The organism is Exiguobacterium sp. s43 (genome assembly GCF_018617255.1).
GTDB lineage: Bacteria > Bacillota > Bacilli > Exiguobacteriales > Exiguobacteriaceae > Exiguobacterium > Exiguobacterium profundum.
On record NZ_JACSJT010000001.1, the window covers coordinates 489,340 to 511,653 of the forward strand.

The following is a 22,314-nucleotide window of genomic DNA, read 5'->3' on the forward strand; positions in this document are numbered from 1 at the left end:
GAGATGAACATGACAATGTGGCAACAACAGTCTGCGCTATTAGATACAGCGGAGAGTATCAAGGACTTACAGGCTCGAATGGAAAAATCAAAAAAGGCTCGGGGGCAATTGCTTCTTGAACTCGGACAACAGCAGTATCGTCAATTGATGCAGCAAGGACGTTCGGAAGAAGTGGCGAAGATTATGGAACAGGATGTCCTCATCTATGAGGCGAGCCGGCGCATCCGAGATATGCAAGAAGCGCTTAAACCACATCGCTGTACATCGTGTGACGCATCGCTCGATAAGGATGCAAAATTCTGTGGTTCATGTGGTACACCGGTCCCGCAACCGGACGTCCGTCCGAAACAAGCATGCAATTCTTGTGGTTCCCCACAACCGCTTGATGCCTCGTATTGTGCATGCTGTGGAGGGAAGATGGAGGTGACTGCATGAGGTATTGTCACCAATGTGGTCATGCAAATGAGGACCACAATCAATATTGTGAACGGGACGGTGTCCAACTAGAAGGGACAGATACGTCGTATCGTTTTGACGTATCGACTGGTCAATTTTGTAAGAGTTGTGGCAATGCTAGGGCAGCGCATGAATTATATTGTCATGCTTGCGGCCAAACGGCACTCGAACCGTCGACAAGTGTCAATCGGATGGAAGAGTCACTTCGTACGGTCGCCGCGACCGGGACACAAGTGATGTCACAATTGAGACGAGTGGCCGGAAAACGAGACGGCGCAATGAAGTTGTCCTTTTCAACTGAATCGCTCCGGTCATTACGTATCAATCAGACAGACGTGATACGCGGATCAATGCTCGGTCTTGGATTTTTATTTGTTCTCCTGTTGATTGCAGGAAGTCTAGTCGCGATGCTACCGGCGGAGGCCATTCCATCACTTGCCGATGAACTCGAAATTAACATTTCGTCGTTTAATGCAACGATGTTCCTCGCTTTTCTCATCGGTGCGAAAGTGTACTGGTCCGTCACGACAGAACAGGTGAATCAGTTTATCGCGAGTCTCGGTGCAGGGATTGGAGATTTCTTGCGAATCGAAGGGGCTGTGGATGCTCAATTTGGAAACTACTTCATGATGTATGGTGGAATATTCTTGATGATTGCCGTTGTGTATGTCTTGATTCGACAGACATCGACGTTGAGCGATGTGCTCAGTCGTATGGCTGGATTCATGGTGACGGTTCTCGTCGGGTATGGATTGATTTACGCCTTCGCTTTTCATCCACCACTCTTTGAAGTCGCATGGATCAAAACCATTGCGGCGACAACCTTGATGGTCCTCTTTGCTCTCGGGTTGGCTTATTTGATTACGATGCCGTTCCAGGGAGAGTGGAAGATTGCGCAACAAGGCGTTCGTGCGTTATTGACCGTCACACTCGTATCGACGTTCGTCGGTATTGGTTACTTTGGTCTTCAACTCAGTAAAATCGATGAGGGAGAACGCCTCGAGTTTGTCGACAGCGAAGAAATGCTGTATTTGACTGGACAAGCGGCGAGTATGAATTGGCAGACCATCGGACATGGAGGAGAGCAAGCACTCTCACTTCAATCTCCATTAGGTTCTTATGAAATTGGCATGTCGTTGTTTGGGGAGACCGCCCCAGAAAAAATTGCGAATTCAATTGAAACAGTTAGCGAAGGATTTGGTGGGGTAGAGGATGTCTTGTGGCAATCATTCTCCGATACCGAAGGACCTGCTAATTCAATTGGCAAGCCTGTCGATATGATGACCGTCTCACCGATGATTTTTGGGACGTTGACTGAAATGTATGAGGCGGATCTCGCAAATGATGAAACGCGTTCTGAAGCGTTGTACAAGGACGGTGTCTTCTCCTGGTTGCTGATATTATTAGTCTTGAATGTCGTGATTTATGCTATGTTCGCTAAGGGGCATGTTCACTCATGGCAGGCAGGAATCTGGTTTGTGGCTCCGGCACTCCTTGCATTCATCGTCTGGCAGTGGTTCTTGAATAACGGCATGTTCGTTGAGTTGAACGGGGTTCGGATTTTAGGCGTTGCCACGGACGGACTGAGTATCGCAGGAACGTTCATTGCGCTCGTCTTGATCACGATGGGGGCGCTCCTTGGTTGGGGAATGAGAAAATTGAATATCAACTAAGCGAAACAAGCACGGACAGCCTACTGTCCGTGCTTGTTTTCAATATTCTTCTTCCCGTGATAATTCATTGGAGCCAAGGTTTTGCACAATCTTCATGTCGCCATCCTCATACCGGACTGCATACGTCGTTTCGAATGTCGCTCTCACACTAGAGTCGTCTTCTTTGATGATACGGTACTCTTCATTCGTGGTGACGGTCGCGGTTTCATCATCTTCAATCGAGTCACGATCTTCACCGTTCACTTGAATAGAGATGACTTCTGTGTATATGTGGTCTTCTTTGATGCCTTTGACGAAGAGCGTGTTGTTCAAGTAATCTAATGTCTGTGACTGGAACGTTGATCCCTCAGCAAGGAATGTTTCGACTTCGGATGTATCCGTTGAATAAGTCGCACTGGTGAAAGCGTCTATAAAAGAATACATAAACCGATCGATTTCGTCATAGGAAACTGGTTCATAGAACACACCCGTTTCTGCTTCGGTATCCGGGAGAGCGGCGTCCTCTTCGACTTCAGAAGCTTTTTCTGATTCTTCTTCCTCCGTCGAAGCAGAGAACGATTGTTGTACATCTTTTGCTGTCGTCGTCTCTTTTGAGGCGAGTGGTTCGTTCCATTCCGACCATAACCATACCCCTAATCCGATCACGGCCACAAGGGCGAGCGGGACGGTCCACTTCCAAAGGGGAAGTCGGGTCGATGACGTTTCGATTTTCGTGCCACATTGCGAACAGTGGGATTGCCCTCGCTTCAGAGTCGCTCCGCATGCTGTGCATTTATTCATAGTAATCACTCTTTCCATTTTTTAGTATTATTTTACCTCTTTCATAAGAGTTCTGAAATGAGGGATTATGTATTTGAGTCAATTAAAAACTAGGCTCTTGCACTCGCAAGAGCCTAGTTTGGTTGACAGCCGATTTCTTCGTTCAGTACGTGGCCAAACGCTTCGGCGCCCTTAATATTTAAATGGACCCCATCACTTTCGAAGTACGCTTCCTTTCCGATTGAGCGTTCATGCCAATCGATGAGGGACACGTTCTCATGAAGCTCACTGGCCCGAGCGAGTTTTTTATTGACCTCACTCTCCCATGGACGCGGGACACGTGTGTTGATCAAATAGATTTCATCTGCTCGTTCGAACTGCTTGAGCAACGTCTCGAGTTGCTCCATTTTGAAGGCACCGTTCGTTCCGAGATGGAGGAACACGACGTGACCTGGAGCATTATACGATTGGTACTGAGAGGCAACTGGAATCGCATCGCGAACTTGACGTCCGATTTGGGCATCGATTTTCATATTCGGGAAAGCATCTGCCAAATATTCGTTCAATCCGAGCATGACCGAGTCGCCAATCGCGAGAGCCGGTGGACATGTTCGTTCTTCTGGTTTTTCAGTTGGTGCTTTGTTTTCTTCTGTCGGTTGATCTTCAGACGGGACTTCCTCTGTCTCCTTGGATTCCGGTTCGTTCGGAACGTCCTTTGTCTCATCTTTTGGCATCGGTACTTTCACGACAGGAATTTCATCTTCGACCGGCTTCGACTCAGAGAACGCCAGGATGGTCAAATTCCCAACGAGAACGAGTGAGAGCGCGGTCGCACATGCCGTGGCGGCAAAGCGTGCGTTTGGGTGCGTCGGTGTTGAGACGAGCTGACGGAACGCTTGTTTGAATCCGTTTCGACGAATCGGTGTCTCGACGAAGCGATACGACAACTCGGCGATCAAAAGCGTCAACGCCACTTGCCCGACGGAAAGAAGTGGCGAGAACGTCCCGAGTCGATCGAGCGGTGTCGATAGAATGATGACCGGATAGTGCCACAAGTAAATCCCATACGTCCGTGTACCGATCACGCGAAGCCAAACGCTTCCAAACAGTCGTGACCAAATGGTCGCCGGATGGGCGACAGCGGCAATCAATAGGGCGGATAGGAAAGAGACGAGCAAGAAACCTCCGTAATAGAGGAATGCATCGTAGGCGTTGACGTTACTGATGATCCCGACGATGACGATGAGCGAAACGGCGCCGGTCCAGTTCAAAATGTGGCGTCCGGTATGCGGGATCGTTTCTTTAAACGTGTCCGGACGCCAACCGAAGGCGAGGACGGCTCCCATGAGCAGACCGAACAATCGCGTGTCGGTCCCGTAGTAGACGCGGCTCGGATCGGCTTCCGGCACATATCGGAACGCCATCCAGGCGGCGGAGACGAATAGAAGCGCGGCGAGTAGTTGAAGCAATCGCTTTCGGAACGCGAGACCGACGAGTAGGAGCAACGGCCAGAACGCATAAAACTGTTCTTCGATGGAGAGAGACCATAGATTTTGAAGCGGTGATGGCTTTCCGAAACTCTCGAAGTAGGAGACTTCGTGAAAGATATACCACCAATTGTTCACATAAGCGAGCGCTGCCATTGAATCTTGGCGCACCGTATCGAGCAAGGAGCGGTCAAACAGCGTCACATACGTCATCACGACCGACAGCATCAAGACGAGCGCCGGCAACAAACGACGGAAACGCGCGAGGTAGAACTTTTTCAAATCGATTGTGCCGGTCTTCGTCCATTCGCGAATTAAGATCCCGGTAATCAAGTAACCGGACAGGACGAAGAAGACATCGACACCGAGGAATCCCCCGGGTATGTAAGGTACATTTAAATGATATAAAATCACAGCCAAGACGGCGAACGTGCGCAAGCCGTCGAGACCAGGCATATACGTTGTATGTTTGAGTGGTTGCATGCCCCCACTTCCTTTCTAGTAAAGCGGACATTTCCCTTATTTTTGAATCCATTCTTCAGTATAACGAGCGTGGAGGAGGGAATGGTTTCAAAAGATTAACAATCAAATGACGTAAAAATCCAATAAAAAAAGGGACACGAGGTCCCTTGCACTTTACATCAGATTAATCAACGTCCCACCGAGTACCCCGGCGATGACGAGTGACCACGGTGGTAACTTCCAATAAGCAATCATCACGAACAGGAAGGCAGCGAACACGAAGTCGACCGCACCGTTGACGGTACTCGTGAAGATCGGGCTGTAGAATGCCGCAATCAAAATCCCAACGACCGCCGCGTTGACACCGATGAGGGCACCGGCGACTTTCGGGTTGTGACGGAGCGCGTCCCAAAACGGAAGTGCTCCGAGGATGAGCAAGAAGGCCGGCAAGAAAATCGCAACCGTCGCAAGGATACCACCCGGCACACCGTTAATCACCGTTCCAAGATAAGAAGCGAACGTGAAAAGCGGACCAGGAACGGCCTGAGCGGCACCGTATCCTGCAAGGAAGGCTTCTTCACTCAAGAAACCAGCTGGTACAAGTTCTCGTTCTAGTAGTGGCAAGACCACATGTCCGCCGCCGAAGACGAGGGCACCGGCCCGGTAAAAGCTATCGAACAAGGCAATCGTCTGATTCTCAAACGTCTCCCGTAAAATCGGTAAGATGACGAGAAGTGCCCCAAAAATCGACAGCAGAACGGTCCCGAGACGTTTCGAAATCGGGAACGCACTCGATTTCGTATCGAGACGGTCCGGCTTGAACAACAGGAATCCTGCGAAGGCCGCGAGGAGAATGAACAATACCTGACTGAACGTCGTTTGCCAGAGTAGGACGCCTGCCAAGGCAAAAAAGGCAATCGTTCGTGTCTTTGTATCAGGTGTCAGTTTACTCGCCATCCCTAAGATGGCATGGGCGACGATAGCGACAGCGACGACTTTCAAGCCGTATAACCAGCCTGCATCGGAGACGTCGAGTCCGGATAACAATAAAGCGAATAGGATGAGGGCAACGACCGACGGCGTCGTGAAGCCGATGAACGAGGTGATCCCACCTAATATGCCACCGCGGACAATCCCGATTCCGATTCCGACCTGTGAACTCGCCGGTCCGGGCAAGAATTGGCATAAGGCGACGAGGTCGGCGTAAGCTTTCTCATCCATCCATTTGCGTCGTCTCACATATTCCTCGTGGAAGTAACCGAGGTGGGCGACCGGTCCACCGAATGAGGTGAGACCGAGCCTCGTTGAAACGAATAAAATTTCTAGTAACGTCTTGAACGTCACACGTTGTGTCGTCATATCTTCACTCCTTAATTTCTTTGAATAACTCGTATGCCTTTTGACGGGCTTCCGCCAACACAGAAAGTCCTTTTTCGGTCGTCACGTAGTTTTTGCGAACGTGTCCATCGACCGTCTCGTTTTCACGAATCAAGAGCCCGTCTTTCTCCATCCCGTGCAAGATCGGGTAGAGCGTCCCGGCGCTGATTTCGTACCCGTGTTCCCGAAGCTCATCGACCATCCATGCTCCGTAAACAGGGTGTTCCGCGGCGTGGTGCAAAATGTGGATGTGGATGAATCCGAGAAACAGCTTCCGCAAGACGCGGTCTTCCATATGTGTCATCTCCTTAATATCGAAATTCGATATCGGTTTTCGAAATCAGTCTAGCAAAGGTGAGGGAGAGAGGCAAGGGAAGAACTTGCAGTTTACGAAAACTTTAAATGAAAAGATGGGAATGACTTCGGAAAAAATAGGGAATCTATCACAAATGAGGTAGAATAGGTAGAGATTTTATTTGCTGAGGAGGAAGTGACGTGACAAACCCCATTCATTCTTCATACGATACATTGTTGCGTTATATGCCCCAAGGCTACGTCGAGTTTAAAGTGATTTACGACGACGCTTCGGAGCCGATTGACTATGAATTCTTTGAAGTGAATCCTGCCTTTGAGAAGATCATGAAAGGGAAGCGAAAGCACTTCATCGGAAAAAAAGTGTCAAGCGCCCTAAAAGACTTTGAATATAGTGAGCGGGAATGGATGATTCAAGTGGCACACGTCGTCAGTGATGGGGGGACCGTGACGTTTGAACACTATTCTCGCCGTAATAAATGTTGGTTCGAGATGTCTGTGTTTAGCCAACGAACGGGGTTTGTGTCCGTCATGTTTCACGACATCACGCCACACGTCCAAGAGAACAATGCGTTAAAACAGCTCGTCAACGTATCGCATCGCTTCGTCTCGACGGGTAGTGACTTGTTAATGAATCAACAATTTCTTGACCAAATTCGTGACTTCACGGGAGCGAAGGCGGTCGCTCTCAATTTGATGGATGCGGATGGCGAATCGTATACGACAGTGGCATTATCAGGAATCGATGAAATGTTAGAGAGAAGCCTCGACATTCTTGGATTTCATCCAGTCGGGAAGAAGTGGCCAATGACGGACCAACGTCGTGACCTGTTCAAACAATCAAATCCTCGTGTCTTTGATGGGATTGGTCCACTTATTGATGGTGCGCTTCCAACACGTCTCGTCAAAAATCTACTTCGAATTTTCTCGCTTGGAGAAGTCGTTCTCTTCAAAATCGAGAAAGACGGTATTTTATACGGAGACTTGACGATTGTGATGGAAAAAGGGAAGGTCGCCAATCGGCTAGGGCTCGTAGAGTTATATCTCGTCCACGTCCTTGAGCAATTGACGAAAGCCGATCATCAAATCGGAGAGACGAAAAAATCGATGTTTGGTGGATTCGCGACCCTCGACTTGGAGTGCATCATGGCCTTCAACACACGACAAGTGCTCCATTTGAACGATGCATGGGAACGAATTTTAGGGTTTTCACTTGATGAGCTGGAGAATATCGACTTTCTTAGTCTAGTTCACCCGGATGATGATACCATCACGGAAGCGGCGTTTATGGAACTTGAGGAACGTGGTGAGTTGTTCCGCTTCATCAACCGTTTCCGGACGATCGACGATACGTATCGATCGATCGAGTGGCATTGCAAACTTCAAGGGAATTATATTTATGCGGTCGCGAAAGACGTGACGGACCGAGTTCAGTTAGAAGAAAAGTTGGCAGACCGAGATCGGCTTTTGACGAAATTGTCCGATCAAATCCCGGGTGCCATCTATCAATTCGAATTATTGCCTGATGGAAGTTTCAACTTCCCATTCTTTAGCCGAGGCTTTGAAGATATGCTGGGGATTTCGGCAGAAGAGGTACAGACGGACGCGAGTCTTGTCTTCCGACGGATGCACCCGGATGATTATCCGCTTGTCATGCAGTCGATTGATGAGTCCTATCGCAACTTGACGATTTGGGATGCTGAGTTTCGCGTCTTGACCGAGGACGGACGAACCGTCTGGATTTTAGGATCATCCCGTCCGGAAAAGATAGCGGATGGTCACGTGTTGTGGCACGGTTATATCGGAGATGTCACGGAGAAGAAAACATATGAGAAAGAGATTGAGTATCTCAGTTACCACGATCAATTGACGGGCATTAAAAACCGGCGTTACTTTGAAGAGGCGTTGGAGCGCTATGATGATGACCACTTTTATCCGCTCACACTCATCGTCATCGATATCAACGGGTTGAAGCTCACGAACGATGCGTTCGGACACTTGGTCGGAGACCAGCTGCTCGTCGAAGCGGCGAATATTTTGCGAAATGAATTGCGCGCGAAAGATGAAGTGGCACGAGTCGGAGGCGATGAGTTCGTCGTAATCTCTCCGAATACGACGCTCGATGAGGCGAAACAGCTGTCGGATCGTCTCGGTCGTCTCTTCCACGAGCAGACGGTTGAAGGATTACCGATTTCCGCATCATTCGGTGAAGCGGTCAAACATGACTCGAATGTCGAATTGACCGAGGTGTTCAATTTAGCGGAAGATCGGATGTATCACCACAAGGTTTCTGAAAAGCAGAGTCGACGCCACCATTCCATTCAAATCATCATGCGCACGCTGTATGAGAAGATTCCACGAGAAGAAGCGCATTCTCAACGAGTCGCCAATTTAGCGGGGCAACTGGCAGAAGCGATGGGCTTCACGAATGCTGAAGTGAATGAGATTCGAACGGCCGCTATTCTCCATGACATAGGAAAAGTGGCAATCAGCAACGATATTTTGGATAAACCGGGCGCGCTGACCGAATCGGAATGGTATGAAATCAAACGCCACCCGGAAATCAGTTACAATATTTTAAGTACCGTACCCGAATATGTCGCCTTATCGGAAATTGTCTTGGCGCACCATGAACGATGGGACGGGAAAGGCTATCCGAAAGGGCTACAAGATTTTGAGATCCCTCTTGCTTCACGAATCATCGCAATTGCGGATACGTTCGATGTTATGGTGACGGGGCGACCGTATCGACAGGCGAAGACGATTGACGAGGCACTCGCCATCATCTCACAAGAGGCGGGCAAACAGTTTGACCCATCTCTCGTCGACGTCTTCTTTGAAAAAGTCGTACCGACACTTCAACAATAAAAAGCGAGTCCTCCTGAATATGGGGGGCTCGCTTTTGTATTAGACGGTTAGGGGTCGTTTCTTCAACACGAGGATGGTGAGGAGGAAGACGACTCCGGTCATGCCAATCATGACAAGGATGGAGGGATACGGGAACTGACCCTCATACATCGTGATGACACCGTTATTCAACCAATAGGTCGGCAGGAAACGACCGACAAGTTTCAATGAATCCGGCAACCAGAGCAGGCTGATGAACGCCCCGCCGGTGATGGCGGATGCCATCGTAACCGAGATTTGAAAGATGTTCGCCTTCTCCCGATTCGTCGCAAACACGGCGATGAGACCACCGAGGGCTAGACAGACGAGCAGATAGGAAGAAAACAAGGCGAATACGGTCGGGAGATGTGTCCATACATCCTGACCGTATAAAGCGAGGCTCACGCCAATCAACAGCATCACGTAGATGAAGCCGACGAGATAAAAGGCTAGTAGCAGAGAGGCGAAGTAACGCCTTGGTGTCACCGGTGAGGCGAACAACCGCGCATAGATCTTCTCGTCCCGATCATCCGCGACAAACATAGGAATGAACTGGAGAAAGGTCGACATCATGATGAACGACAACAGACCGAAGAAGGCCTGTGTTCGGGCGGTCGTGGCGACACTTTCCTGAAACGGTTCACTTGAAAGTGTGTAACCGTTCGACGTCTCTTTTGACGCAAGCTGTTCGAACGTCGCTTTATCGTAGCCGCTCGCTTCGAGCAGTTGGCGTTCGCGGGACAGATGACCGTTCAGTGCCTGCTCGATCAACGAGGCATCACTCCCGGCGATTGCAGAGAAGGAAGGGCGAGGCATCTCTCCTGTGAACGCCTGTTTCGTGAAGTCATCAGGAATGATGAGGACGATATCTTCTCCTTCTAACAAGACATCATCCGTGTTCGACTCGAGCAACGTGACCCGACCAAACCGTTCGGCCTCGTCAATGAGGCGTTCGGCGAGAAGTCCACCGTCCCGGTCGACAATCCCGATGGATGCGTTCAAACTGGACGTTCCACCGACGAAGGAGAGGATGAGCGCGAAACCGAACATCGACACGAAGGTGAACACCCACAGCCCTTTCTTTCGAAGCATCCGTTTGGCCACATGTCTAATGAGAACCATGACGCTTCACCCCTTTCGAGAGAATGTAGCTGAATGCAATCAAGATGAGGAGATGAATCCCGAGCAATCCGAGACTTTGCCAATACAGATTCATGTCACCTTCACGTAGGAGGACGGCTAGCATCCCGTCCCGCATGAAAATCGGCATGAACACGTAGGCAGCCCACGGCGCATAGTTCAGCGTCACTTGGTCAAAACCGGGGACATAGCCACCGGATAAGATCATGAGGATGGCGACGAAGCCGTTGACGATCGCATCCTTTGTCGTCGCGCTCAACTTCGGCAAGTTGACAATCAGAAATCCGATGGCGACCCCGTACGCGGTCAAGGCGAGCCAAGACAGAATCAGATAGCCGAACTGTACGTTCGCCAAGTCGAATGTGCGATAGACGAAATGGCTGAACCAAAACAAGAGGATGAGCTGCAACAAGATGATGACGTAGCGACTGAACGTCCGCGCAAGTCGATATTGAACCGTTCGGACTGGGGCCGCTTGGATGCGTAAGTAACTGCCTGTATTCGGCTGCTCTTCTCGTGCCATTGATGTGATATAAAACGACCCGAACAATGCCGTCATGATTGAGATCGTGACGGTGAAATACTCGAGCGAGGTCGGGGTACGTCCCGCCAAGTCGACACTTTCCGTATCGAGCCAAGCCTCATTCACATATGGGGCCGACACGCCTGCTTCCGCGAGCGTGATCTGTTGATTGGCGATGGCCGTATACTGACCGAGGATGGCATCGAGGACGTCGAACTCGACCGTCGTCGGTTCCTCATAGAAGAGTGTGATGTCAGGTCCATCGAGTTGCAAGATGACATCGGCATCGCCATCGTTCACACCTTGTTCGGCAGATTGGAGGTCAACGTATGGGACAAGTCGGATGAAGGCTTGAATGTCATCCTCTTTTAAAAAAGCCTCGAGCGGCTCTCGATACTGGTCGGTCGACGATTCGACGTAGGCGACGTTCGTGACCGGAAGTTTGAACGTGTCACTGAAGACGGCCGACAGCATCGTCCCGAGTCCAAAGATGAGGATGAGCGGAAAGATGAGCATCCAAAAGAGGGTGGCACGATCACGAAGCCGCTGTTTCACATCATATTTGATGAAAGTCCACATGACGTCCCTCCTATTCCCGGAGCGTCTTCCCTGTCAATGCCAAAAAGACGGTATTGAGGGAAGGGCGGTCGACCGTGATGGCGGTGAAGTGGACACGTTCTTGATGGAGTGTCTCAAGGAGCGGAGCAAGCGGCGTGTCTTTGTCTAACGACACCTCGATATACGGTTCTTCATACTCTACTTTTTGAACGTGTTCGAGTGCGTCAAGACGTTCGAGCAAATTTGGTGTGAGCGCATCGACTTTGATCCGGGCCGTCTCGAGTGTCATGACACGGTCTTTCAATTCGTCCTGTGTTCCTTCTGCGATGATCCTTCCTTCATCAACGATGGCGATTCGGTCGCAGAGGAGTTCGACTTCTTCCATGTAATGAGATGTATAGATGATGGTGGCACCGCGGCGATTCAGTTCGCGGATGTTCTCTAAAATGGTATTTCGCGACTGCGGGTCGATGGCGACGGTCGGTTCATCCATGAAGATGAGTTCGGGTTCATGGACGATGCCACAGGCGATATTGAGGCGACGGAGGAGACCGCCGGACAGTTCGGGCGGACGTTTCTTTTGATGGGCATCGAGTTCGACGAAGTGGAGCGCGGCCTCGGTCTTTTGTTTCGCTTCTTTCGGACTGAATCCATACAGCTCCGCAAAAAATTGGATGTTCTCATAGACGGTCAGCTGGTCATAGACGGAGACGTGTTGCGGCACGATCCCGACGCGGCGTTTGATGGCTAGTTCGTCTTTTGGCATCGCTTTTCCAAAAATGTGAATCGAACCGGAGTCCGCCTCGTACAGATTCAACATGACCGAAATGGCGGTCGTCTTCCCGGCACCATTCGGTCCGAGCAACCCGAAGAGTTCGCCTTCTTCCACTTTCAGAGTGAGGTCGTTCAAGGCAATCGTATCCCCGAACCGTTTCGTGACATGGTCGAGCGAGATAATGGACATCGTGATACTCCTTTCTCATGTGAAATGTTTCTCGTTCTACACAAAGGTGTTCGAGGATTGTCACGAATTTACCTGTCCGGAACACTTGAAATGTGCAATAATCTAATTATTCAGATAATTATAGTGTTGAAATGAGGGATTTGGATGAAAGGATGGCAATTCAACAAACAAGAAGGGGCATTGTTCCCGGACGAAATCGTGCTTTCTGCGTTTTGTACAGTCGAACCGAAACGAATGGATTCGACACTCCCGTTCTATTATGATGAGTCGATTTTTCGTTTCACGAATAAGCATGGGGAGACGTTCTACTTTAAAATATCACCGAGCTATCACGAGTTTGAAATCAATATCAAAGGTGGGGACGGGGAGCTCGTATATTATCAACTGCTCCGCACCGTCAGCAAGGTCGAGATTTTAGAAGACCGGCGAGACCACGCAGAGTTATTGATCGTCCTAGCTGAAGATCGAAAGCGGACCGTGACGTCAATCGAATTGACCGTCCGACCGCGTTTTCGTGTGCTCGTGAAAGAGCATGAGATATAAGAAGTGCGTAAGGCTCGAGAGCGGATGCGAATCCGCTTTTTTAATTGGCGAAAAAAAGACAGCCACGACGTGACTGTCCTTCAGCGGTTATTTCGTCAAAAAGATTTGAACATGGATGGTCGACCCTTGGGCATCGATCGCTTTGCCAATCCCGAGGTGCGTATAATTCGCATTCAAGATATTCGCGCGATGACCGCTGCTGTTCATCCACGCATCGACCGCCCGGACTGGGTCGCTCGATCCTTTATAGATGTTCTCCCCCCAGCCCCGATACGAGACGCCGTAAGCGTCTAACGTGTCCCCGGGTGTACCGTTCTCCTTGAGCGTGTGCGAGAATTGACCCGTACGCGCCATCTCATCGGCACGGACTTGGGCGACACGGTTCGCCTCACTCGAAGCAGCGAGAAGAGAGAGACCGGCAGCCTTCCGTTCTTTGTTTGTCTCGGTCAACACGTTGACGGGCGACGTGAAACTGACATGATTGGCGAGGATGTACCCAGTGTATGAACCGTAGCGCACCTTGTACCATCGTGATGTGCCGGTATAGCGATATGACACGGTCTCAAGTTCTGTACCCTGCCGGACGAACTTGACGTTCGAAGAAGTCGTGAGCGGACGTGATTTTAAATAAACGCTCGACGGTTTGACGTACGTCGGTTTCGTGAACTTCACCTCAGCTGTGGACAAGCGGACATACTTGGCGGGCAGATAAGCGTAGCCGCTGCCCCATTGAATCTTATACCAGCGCACACCGTCCAATTGGAACGATGTCCGGACACGCATCGAACCGTCTCGCGGAATGAGTGCAAGTCGTTTCGCGCTCAAAGAAGGCGACTGCCGGACATTGAGTTGACTAATGTTGGTCACGTAACCGGTCGTGTTGATCGACGTCTCATAATATGCTTGGACGCGGTTGATAGAGAAGGGCGACCCGATCACTCCGAGTGTCAGAATGATGGTGAGTAGTAGAGAGATATGCTTCTTCAATGGAATCGACTCCTTTTGTGGGACTCCCTATATTCTATATCGTTTGGGTGATTTTTGGTTTTACCATTTCATTACAAAAAGGATGGACTCTTCGTGAGCCCATCCTTGCTTCATTTATACAGTAAATACTCTTTCCGAATTGGGAGAAACGCGTCCCGTTCGTCCTCGATTTTCGTCAGGATGTCTTCAAGCGGAGCTCCTTCGAGAATCATATCTTTCACGTAGGCGTTTCCTGTCAATTTCGTGATGAAGTCATTCGCTAAAAACTCGAAGTCGTCCGGATACATGCTGTGAGCCATTTGAATCATCGCAATCCCAGTTCTTGTCGATTCGAATCGAGCTGGATCAGTGACATAGACCTCAACTCCGTGCGTCAGTTTGCCCGCGTGTTTTGAGAACGTCGGCGTGAACGAGGCAGCTCGGAAAGCGACACCTGGCAAGTCGAGCCCGTTCAGCTCATTCGCATATTCATGCGCTTTTATATACGGCGCGCCGATCAGCTGAAACGGTTTCGTCGTCCCGCGCCCCTCGGATAAGTTCGTTCCTTCAAACAATCCGGTCGCAGGGTAAACATTGACCGTGTCGGTCGTCGGCATGTTCGGGGACGGCATGACAAACGGGAGTCCCGTGTCCTCATACATCATCGAACGCTTCCAACCTTTCATTTTTACGACTTCAAGGTCGGCTTGAATCTGATACTCGGTGTTGAACAGTCGCGCGAGTTCACCGACGGTCATCCCATGCTTTAGTGGAATCGGATAGAGACCGATGAAACTGGAGTAATCCGGGTCGAGCACCGGACCGTCAACGCGAAGCCCGCCTTGCGGGTTCGGACGGTCGAGGACGACAAACGGAATCCCGTTCTCGGCAGCGGCTTCCATCGCATACGCCATCGTATAGATATACGTATAGTAGCGTGTCCCGACGTCTTGGATGTCAAAGACGAGCACGTCGACATCTTGTAGCATCTCAGGAGTCGGTTTCTTCGTGGCACCATATAGGCTATATACAGGCAACCCCGTCACGTCATCGATGTAGGAACTGACCGTCGATCCGGCTTGGGCATCTCCCCGAACGCCATGCTCTGGTCCGTACAATGCCGTCAACTCGAAGTCATCGGACTGGTCAAATAGGTCGACGATGCTCGTTCTCTCCGCGTTGATCCCGGTCGGATTCGTGATTAGTCCGACCCGTTTTCCTTTCAAGATTTCCGGGTTTTCCATCAACCGGTCGACCCCGAGTTCGACCTTTGGTTTTTTCGGTTCAGACTTCGCATCGACGTCCAACCAGACGATGGAAGTCGTGAGAATCGTCAACGCAGCCATACCACCCATCCACTTTTTCATCAGAAACTCCTCCTTTGATTCATGTAAGCGCTTCAATTCCTTAACAGGAGTGTACCATTAAGAAATTTAATTTCAATATTTAATTGTAAAAATAGGAATTTATATTTCTTAATTTCATACTTTTCTCCTAGTCGGACATAAAAAACGTGTCCTTCGATGAAAGACACGTTCCTTTTTACTCATCTGACCGCGAGCGCTTTCCATCCCGTCGCGCTCATGACGGCGCTCACTTTTGACTTAGGGATGACCAAGCGACCGCGATATGGGTCGTTGATATACAAGTTTGACTTGTCATAGCCGGTTGCCAACATGACATGATAGTTGACGTAGCCGGTGAACTTCTTGTTCGAAGCGGTATACCAGTTGAAGTAGCCGTATGGTTTGTTGAAGTCGACACTCGCCCAGACGATGACCGGGTTGCCCATCGACAGTTCGCGTTCGATCGAGCCGAGCCCTTGATTGGACAAGTCTTTCACCGGACGATACTTACTGGCGAATCCAATCATGCCTTTTGGATAAATCCCATAGTTCTTATATTTTCCGAGCGTCCCTTTCGGATCTCCTGTGAACATGACGTTCGGGTCGACCCAGCGATAGAGACGGTTCTCATAGCGAGCGTTCCACATACTCTTTGGCATCTCGTTATATAAGGTCGAGGCGCTGACGGCACGCCCTTTTTCTTCAAGTGCCATTTTGAGGGAGAAGAACTCGCAGCCTGACGGATACCCCATCGGGAACTGACGATAGAGCGGGACGCTCATCTTATAGACGGACAGTGCCTGAGAATAGGCACCACGCGCATCGAATGAGGCGTTTCCGACACGACGGTTTTGATACATCTTTCCGTATGTATCAAAGTAATACCACTTGCCGTCGATGGCTTGCCAATCCGTCTTTTTCGTCAAGGCCGGAGCATAATATTCGTACTGGGTCGTATATTTCCATCCTTTCTCCGGCACACCGGTCGAATGGAAATGATACGTCTTTCCATCTAATCGGAATTTCCCTTTCAAGCGGTATCCGTAAGTCGGGTGGAATCCGACCTTCTTCCCATCGACCGTTTGAAATCCGTACTCACGACGTCCATATGGATCGAATGAATAGACGCGTGCATTCAATGTGTGGATACCTTCTAGTCGGTAGCCATAGGTCGGATGGAAGCCGTACATAACACCATTTATCTGTTGAAGGCCATACTTACGATCGCCGTATTTTCCGAACAGGTAGTGACGATTGTTAATCCGATGCAACCCTTCGAGGCGATACCCATAGTAGGGATGAAATCCATACACTTTTTCACCGATTCGGGTGAGACCTTGTCGACGTACCCCGTCAGTCCCGAAATAATAGCGTCGTGTGCCGATCGTCTGCCATCCGGTCGCCATCTTTCCTTGCTCCATCAAATAATATTTCTTGCCGTCAATCGTGTACATGCCTGTACGAATGGTCCCGTCTGGGAAGAAATAATGTTTGGCGTCACCAAACTGTTGCCATCTCGAGAGTCGGACCCCGTCCTCGTTGAAGTAATATCGTTTGCCTTCGATTGTCTGGAAGCCGGTGACGGCTTGACCGGTTTCGTCGTAATAATAGACGAGACCATCGCGTTCTTGCCATCCGGTGAGTAGCTTCCCGTTCTCGTCAAATGTGTATGTCGTGCCGTCGACCGCATGGGGACCCGTGATGAGTCGACCGTCTGTCTCAAAATAATATGTAGTACCTTCGATTTCCTGCCAACCTGTGATGAGGGTACCATCTTCATTCAGATAGTACGTATGACCCTCGATTACTTGCCACCCTGTCAACACCGTCCCGTCACTCGATGTATAGACGATGCCATCCTCCGTCTGTTGGAATGAACCCTCAGCGGACGCGAACTGTGGACTCGTCCACACTGCACCGATTAACAGACCGATGCCGACCCTTCTTTTCCATGTCATTCATGTGACCTCCTCTGTATGTATACAGAAGAGATACCCATATTTATCCAAGATGAAGCTGTGGCAAATGAATCATTTGTAAGGTCAGACGTTTACGCCGTATGACTCATGAACCGAAGTCGTTTCGACGCCATATACAGGGATAGGATGACGACAACGGTTCCGGTCACAATCGGCCACACGAGATTCACTTCTGTCAAGAACACCTGACTCGATAGTGGACCGAGCATCCATGGCATCCAATCGAGGTCGACCCAGCCGATGAGGAGCGACATGACGAAATGAAGACCGAGCGTCAAGACGACCGCAACGACACCGCTCTCGATCATCGCAGCGAGGAGAATGAAGATGGAGAGCTGAACGACAAAATGAAAGACAAGAAGTGCTGTAGATATGAGAAATGCGGTTACATCAAACGCCTCGAAAAGAATAACCGTATAGTAAGCGGCCGCTAATTGGGCGAGTACGAGACCACCGACCGTCAATAGGACGTAATGTGCCCATTTACTGATAACGATGCGAGACGTCGGGATTTGTAACGACTTGAGCCAAGCGAGCGTTCCGTTCGTCCGCTCATGACTAAACGTATGCATCGCCGACAACAAGACGACGAGAAGACCGATTTGGCGAAGCTGTTCACTGACTGAAATCAACACTTCTTCTGGTGTCGGTGTCGGGAGATCAATCACGGCGCCGTCCGGTAAATTGCCACCGGAAGCGAGGATATCTGGTAGGAAATAGAGCGTGAGCGGTTGCATCGAGGCAAGGAGCATGAGCACGATTGGGATCCAAATGAGTCGTTTGTTCGACCATGACTCTCGCCATTCCTGTTTAAAGATTGCGGTACGCATCAGGCGTTCACCTCCAAGAATAAAGATTCGAGTGACGGGTGCCCGACGTGTAGTGATTGGATGATGAGATTCCGTTCCAGGATGCGCCGCAAAATCGCCCGTTCGGCGAGATTCCGGTCCGTTGACTCAAACGTCCACGTCGAACCACGTTTGGTTGTTCGGGTCACGCCTTCTAACTGCGTCCAGTCTGCATCGGTCGTCCCATCGTCAAAGAGACGTAGCTCAATGGTCGACTTCGAACCGAGCAGGTCGGTCACGGTTCCTTCCATGAGCAATTTGCCTTGTCGAAGCAGGAGCACCCAGTCACTTGCCTCTTCGGCATCCGGCAGGACGTGCGTCGAGTACAGGATCATTCGCTCTCGTTTCAAGTCACTTAATAGATCGAGTACTTCTCGTCGACCGCGTGGGTCGAGTGCCGAGACCGGTTCATCGAGCAGTAAGAGTTCCGGGTCATGGACGAGCGCTTGGGCGATCCCGAGACGCTGTCGCATCCCTCCCGATAAGTTCGCTGCCGGCCGGTCGACCGGTTCGAGCCCGACTCGTTTCAATAGTTGAATCGGCTCGACGTGTTTGGTCCCCGTCAATTCAGCGGCATACCGAATCGTCTCGACGGGAGTCAACGATGGATAGAGGGCAGGGCGCTGAGGCAAATAGCCAATCCGAATACGTTCGTGTCCGGTCATATCGCCACTTGTCGGTTCGGTGACGCGGGCGAGCAAGTTCAAAAGCGTCGTCTTCCCGGCACCGTTTTCTCCAAGGAGGGACGTGCAACCCGGTCGTAATTCGAAACTGACATCATCGAGCGCCGTGAAGGAGCCGAATCGCTTCGTTACATGTGTGATTTTCATCGCGGAGTCCGTCCCCATAAGAAGTATACGATTGGGCCGAGTATGTTGATGAAGACGATGACGAGAAGCCATACCCATTTCGGGCCATTCGTCATGTCGCGTTTGAACAAGTCAATCAAGGCGACGACGAGCAGGATGAGTTGCAAAATCAAAACAGGTAGTAAGATGAGAAAAAGTGTATTCGGGTCATTTGCGATGTCCATCGCGAGAACCTCCTTTTGAATTAGCTGTCTTTAAAACATTCTACATGAACGGTATGTCCCCTGTATGTGACACAAAAAATCCCCATCTCACGACGGATGGGGACGATGCGTCATTTCACGATAATGACAGGAGCGAGAGCTCGTTTGGCCAGTTTATGACTCACGCTACCGAGCACGAACTCTTGGAACGTGTTCAATCCACGTGATCCGACGACGACGTATTCGTATGGTTCATGGTTCGCATATTTGACGAGCTCGACGTCCGGCTCCCCACGAAGTTCGATGTATTCGTAGGCAATGCCTTCTGCTTCCGTCAAATCGAACAGTGGCTTGAGCATCTGCTTTCGCTTCGTCTCCAAGTCGATTTTCCCTGTCGAATTGAGGGCCGCTTCTTTCGATTCCTTCGCACTGATGACGTGCACGATATCAATCGATGCATTCGACGCCTTTGCGAGCTGAATCGCTTTTTCTAGCGCACGTTTCGAGTGGGCAGAACCATCTGCCGCTAAAAATACCTTTCCCATGAAAAACTCCTCCTCTTTCGCACGTTCTACTTTTAGTATAGGTGATTTGGCGAAACGGGGAAATGATGAATCAGTGCCCTGCGTTCGCGTCTTGTTGCTTCAAGTGAAGGGCGAGTGTGTTGAGCAGTTTTTCCGAGTCTTTGTTCAAGTTGAGCAGTTCCGGTTCGATTCCGACTTCCCGATATTTGAAGATGACCTTATCGATTGCCCCGATGGCAGAGTCGTCCCAAAGATGCGTGTTCGCAAAGTCGATGGTGACTGTTTGGATACCGGCTTCAGCATCCTCTGTCACATCGAACTGATTGACGAATTCAGATGTCGAGGCGAAGAAGAGCTGACCGTTCACCATGTAATGAGCCTTGTCGGCATCGATCTTTCGCTCGAGATCGATTTTTGAGATTTTAGCAGCGAAGAGAATTGCTGCTGTCAAAATCCCGGCGAGTACACCGAGTGACAAATCATGTGTGACGACGGTGACGAGTACGGTGACGAGCATGACGACCGTATCCGATTTTTGGGCGGTACGCATCGCTTTGAGCGAACCCCAGTCAAACGTCGCATAGGAGACGAAGAACATGACCCCGACGAGCGCGCCGACCGGAATCAGCATGAGCACGTCGCTGATTGTCATGATCATGACGAAGAGCGCGAGACCGGCTGTAAGTGTCGACAGACGTCCACGAGCACCCGATGAGACATTGATGACCGATTGCCCAATCATCGCACATCCTGGCATCCCACCGAAGAACCCAGCAATGATGTTCGAAATCCCTTGTCCGCGCGATTCACGGTTTTTGTTTGAGTCCGTTCCTGTCATATCGTCAACGATTTGTGCCGTCAAGAGCGACTCGATCAATCCGACGAATGCGAGGGAAATCGAGTAAGGAAGAATGATCAACAACGTTTCAAACGTCAACGGGACGTTCGGGAATAAAAATTCCGGGAGTGTTGCTGAGATTGTTCCCATGTCTCCGATATTTTTCGTATCGAGACCGAGTGTGATGGCTAAAATCGTCATGACGACGATGGCGACAAGTGGTGCAGGGATGGCTTTTGTGACTCGCGGAAATAAGAAGATAATGGCGAGTGACGCGGCGACGATTGCCCAAATGATCCAGCTTTCCCCTTCAAAGTTGGATAGTTGCGCTTGAAAAATCAGAATGGCAAGCGCATTGACAAAGCCAACCATGACGGCGCGTGGAATGAACTTCATTAAGCGGGCGATGCCGAGATAACCGAGTACGATTTGAATGAAACCCGTTAGAATCCCAGCGGCCAGCAAATATTGAAGACCATGGTCGGCGACGAGTGAGACGATGACGAGCGCCATCGCACCGGTCGCAGCCGAAATCATCGCAGGGCGACCGCCTGCGATTGAAATCACCATGGCGATGATGAACGAAGCATAGAGCCCGACCATCGGGTTGACGCCAGCGATGAGTGAGAACGCGATCGCCTCAGGGATGAGGGCGAGAGCGACAACAATCCCCGCAAGGACGTCTGCTCGGACGTTACCGAGCCAGTCTTGTTTGATTGTATTCATTTTTTCCAAGAAGAACACACCTCTCTTTATATTTTGACTTTGATCTTCGAGTCTCACGAAGATCAAATGCCACATTATATGAAAGGAAATGTTCCAACGTTACGTGTTTTCACAACGTGTTTCATCATAACGGATTTTTTTTGAAATGACAATTGAATGAAGTTGAAAAGTATGGTAATTTCATAACGGATACGTTATATAACAATTAGGTTATACAGGAAGGGGAAGTGGAAATGTACACTGCAGAAGAATTAAGCAAAGTACTCAAGGTGCTCGGTGATCCGACTCGATTGACCATGCTGAAACAGATGGAAGCGGGAGAACAGTGTGCGTGTAGTTTCGTCGACTGTTTTGACATCTCACAGCCGGCAATCAGCCGTCATTTGAAGATGTTGCGTCAGGCTGGACTGTTATTAGAGCGCCGAGACAAACAATGGATCCACTATCGATTGAATGAGACGAGCCCTTTTTATGGGATTGTCGTCGATTTGCTCGACAAGATTGAGACAATCGATGTGAGTTGCGACTGTGACACCGAATGTGCAATTTAAGGAGGAGTCAACGATGAAACTTGAAGTGTTTGAACCGGCAATGTGCTGTCCAACAGGATTATGTGGTCCATCCATCGATCCAGAACTGACGCGAGTGGCGACAATTCACTACGTGTTAAAACAGCGAGGCTTCGATGTTGCTCGTTATAATCTGGCATCGGAACCGAATCGATTCGTTGAAAATGTCAAGGTGCAAGCTGAAATTGCAAATGGGCTCGAGATGCTACCGCTCACAGTAGTTGATGGAAAAATCGTAAAACGGGGTGCCTATTTAACAGATGAAGAAATTGCGGAGTTGACGGGACTACCAGTTGACGCATTTGCCAAGAAAGATGGAGAAAAGCCGAAAGTTCGCATCTCACTGAAGAAATAAGGAGATATGCT

The 22,314-nt window shown here is 50.0% G+C and carries 21 protein-coding genes; 6 read left to right on the forward strand and 15 right to left on the reverse strand.

Annotated features, from left to right (window positions below):
- The first annotated feature begins 9 nt into the window (after positions 1 to 9).
- Both KNO79_RS02535 and KNO79_RS02540 read left to right on the forward strand, forming a co-directional pair.
- On the forward strand, positions 10 to 435 hold the full coding sequence (locus KNO79_RS02535) for a zinc ribbon domain-containing protein (protein ID WP_159562811.1): 426 nt from the start codon (positions 10 to 12) through the stop codon (positions 433 to 435).
- Positions 432 to 2,129 (forward strand): zinc ribbon domain-containing protein, encoded by a 1,698-nt coding sequence (locus KNO79_RS02540; RefSeq protein WP_214690558.1) that lies wholly within the window; start codon positions 432 to 434, stop codon positions 2,127 to 2,129. The genes KNO79_RS02535 and KNO79_RS02540 overlap by 4 nt, the downstream gene beginning before the upstream one ends.
- 39 nt (positions 2,130 to 2,168) lie before the next feature.
- Here KNO79_RS02540 and KNO79_RS02545 read toward each other — a convergent pair whose 3' ends face one another.
- From KNO79_RS02545 to KNO79_RS02560, 4 genes are all read right to left on the reverse strand, one after another.
- Positions 2,169 to 2,909 carry a zinc ribbon domain-containing protein gene (locus tag KNO79_RS02545; protein ID WP_214690559.1) on the reverse strand — a complete coding sequence of 247 codons (741 nt, stop codon included), beginning with the start codon at positions 2,907 to 2,909 and terminating at the stop codon, positions 2,169 to 2,171.
- 113 nt (positions 2,910 to 3,022) lie between these two features.
- A complete protein-coding gene (locus tag KNO79_RS02550) occupies positions 3,023 to 4,858 on the reverse strand; it encodes an acyltransferase family protein (protein WP_214690560.1) in 1,836 nt (611 codons plus the stop codon).
- Positions 4,859 to 5,011: 153 nt separating this feature from the next.
- Positions 5,012 to 6,196, reverse strand: a complete 1,185-nt coding sequence (gene chrA / locus KNO79_RS02555) for a chromate efflux transporter (protein ID WP_214690561.1) — start codon at positions 6,194 to 6,196, stop codon at positions 5,012 to 5,014.
- A gap of 4 nt (positions 6,197 to 6,200) precedes the next feature.
- The gene (locus KNO79_RS02560) at positions 6,201 to 6,509 is read right to left on the reverse strand and encodes a PadR family transcriptional regulator (protein WP_031422630.1); all 309 of its coding nucleotides are present in this window, start codon (positions 6,507 to 6,509) and stop codon (positions 6,201 to 6,203) included.
- Positions 6,510 to 6,709: 200 nt separating this feature from the next.
- On the opposite strand from KNO79_RS02560, the gene KNO79_RS02565 reads away from it, so the two are divergent.
- Complete coding sequence (locus tag KNO79_RS02565; RefSeq protein ID WP_214690562.1) at positions 6,710 to 9,394, forward strand: HD domain-containing phosphohydrolase; 2,685 nt, start codon at positions 6,710 to 6,712, stop codon at positions 9,392 to 9,394.
- A gap of 39 nt (positions 9,395 to 9,433) precedes the next feature.
- On the opposite strand, the gene KNO79_RS02570 is transcribed toward KNO79_RS02565, so the two are convergent.
- The 3 genes from KNO79_RS02570 to KNO79_RS02580 are packed head-to-tail and all read right to left on the reverse strand — an operon-like array spanning position 9,434 to position 12,597.
- Positions 9,434 to 10,534, reverse strand: coding sequence for an ABC transporter permease (locus KNO79_RS02570; protein ID WP_214690563.1), 1,101 nt, complete (start codon positions 10,532 to 10,534; stop codon positions 9,434 to 9,436).
- Entirely contained in the window at positions 10,521 to 11,654 is a 1,134-nt protein-coding gene (locus KNO79_RS02575; protein ID WP_214690564.1) for an ABC transporter permease, read from the reverse strand. The genes KNO79_RS02570 and KNO79_RS02575 overlap by 14 nt, the downstream gene beginning before the upstream one ends.
- 10 nt (positions 11,655 to 11,664) lie before the next feature.
- On the reverse strand, positions 11,665 to 12,597 hold the full coding sequence (locus KNO79_RS02580; RefSeq protein ID WP_214690565.1) for an ABC transporter ATP-binding protein: 933 nt from the start codon (positions 12,595 to 12,597) through the stop codon (positions 11,665 to 11,667).
- A gap of 144 nt (positions 12,598 to 12,741) precedes the next feature.
- On the opposite strand from KNO79_RS02580, the gene KNO79_RS02585 reads away from it, so the two are divergent.
- Positions 12,742 to 13,140 (forward strand): hypothetical protein, encoded by a 399-nt coding sequence (locus KNO79_RS02585; protein WP_159562802.1) that lies wholly within the window; start codon positions 12,742 to 12,744, stop codon positions 13,138 to 13,140.
- Between the two features lie 87 nt (positions 13,141 to 13,227).
- Here KNO79_RS02585 and KNO79_RS02590 read toward each other — a convergent pair whose 3' ends face one another.
- The 8 genes from KNO79_RS02590 to KNO79_RS02625 form a co-directional block, all read right to left on the reverse strand.
- The gene (locus KNO79_RS02590; RefSeq protein ID WP_214690566.1) at positions 13,228 to 14,127 is read right to left on the reverse strand and encodes a CAP domain-containing protein; all 900 of its coding nucleotides are present in this window, start codon (positions 14,125 to 14,127) and stop codon (positions 13,228 to 13,230) included.
- 110 nt (positions 14,128 to 14,237) lie between these two features.
- Positions 14,238 to 15,461 (reverse strand): exo-beta-N-acetylmuramidase NamZ family protein, encoded by a 1,224-nt coding sequence (locus KNO79_RS02595; RefSeq protein ID WP_374193983.1) that lies wholly within the window; start codon positions 15,459 to 15,461, stop codon positions 14,238 to 14,240.
- A 191-nt stretch (positions 15,462 to 15,652) separates the two neighbouring features.
- Positions 15,653 to 17,410, reverse strand: a complete 1,758-nt coding sequence (locus tag KNO79_RS02600) for a C39 family peptidase (protein ID WP_214690568.1) — start codon at positions 17,408 to 17,410, stop codon at positions 15,653 to 15,655.
- Between the two features lie 92 nt (positions 17,411 to 17,502).
- Positions 17,503 to 18,261, reverse strand: coding sequence for an ABC transporter permease (locus KNO79_RS02605; RefSeq protein WP_214690569.1), 759 nt, complete (start codon positions 18,259 to 18,261; stop codon positions 17,503 to 17,505).
- Complete coding sequence (locus KNO79_RS02610; protein ID WP_159562797.1) at positions 18,261 to 19,109, reverse strand: ABC transporter ATP-binding protein; 849 nt, start codon at positions 19,107 to 19,109, stop codon at positions 18,261 to 18,263. Before KNO79_RS02610 ends, KNO79_RS02605 begins: the two co-directional genes overlap by 1 nt.
- On the reverse strand, positions 19,106 to 19,312 hold the full coding sequence (locus KNO79_RS02615; protein WP_012727079.1) for a PLD nuclease N-terminal domain-containing protein: 207 nt from the start codon (positions 19,310 to 19,312) through the stop codon (positions 19,106 to 19,108). Before KNO79_RS02615 ends, KNO79_RS02610 begins: the two co-directional genes overlap by 4 nt.
- A gap of 110 nt (positions 19,313 to 19,422) precedes the next feature.
- Positions 19,423 to 19,836, reverse strand: a complete 414-nt coding sequence (locus KNO79_RS02620; RefSeq protein ID WP_047794988.1) for a universal stress protein — start codon at positions 19,834 to 19,836, stop codon at positions 19,423 to 19,425.
- Positions 19,837 to 19,906: 70 nt separating this feature from the next.
- Positions 19,907 to 21,379, reverse strand: coding sequence for a SulP family inorganic anion transporter (locus KNO79_RS02625; RefSeq protein WP_214691255.1), 1,473 nt, complete (start codon positions 21,377 to 21,379; stop codon positions 19,907 to 19,909).
- A 233-nt stretch (positions 21,380 to 21,612) separates the two neighbouring features.
- Between KNO79_RS02625 and KNO79_RS02630 the strand changes: the two genes are divergently transcribed.
- The gene (locus tag KNO79_RS02630) at positions 21,613 to 21,930 is read left to right on the forward strand and encodes an ArsR/SmtB family transcription factor (RefSeq protein ID WP_012727076.1); all 318 of its coding nucleotides are present in this window, start codon (positions 21,613 to 21,615) and stop codon (positions 21,928 to 21,930) included.
- 13 nt (positions 21,931 to 21,943) lie between these two features.
- Complete coding sequence (gene arsD, locus KNO79_RS02635) at positions 21,944 to 22,303, forward strand: arsenite efflux transporter metallochaperone ArsD (protein WP_214690570.1); 360 nt, start codon at positions 21,944 to 21,946, stop codon at positions 22,301 to 22,303.
- The last annotated feature ends 11 nt before the right edge of the window (positions 22,304 to 22,314 follow it).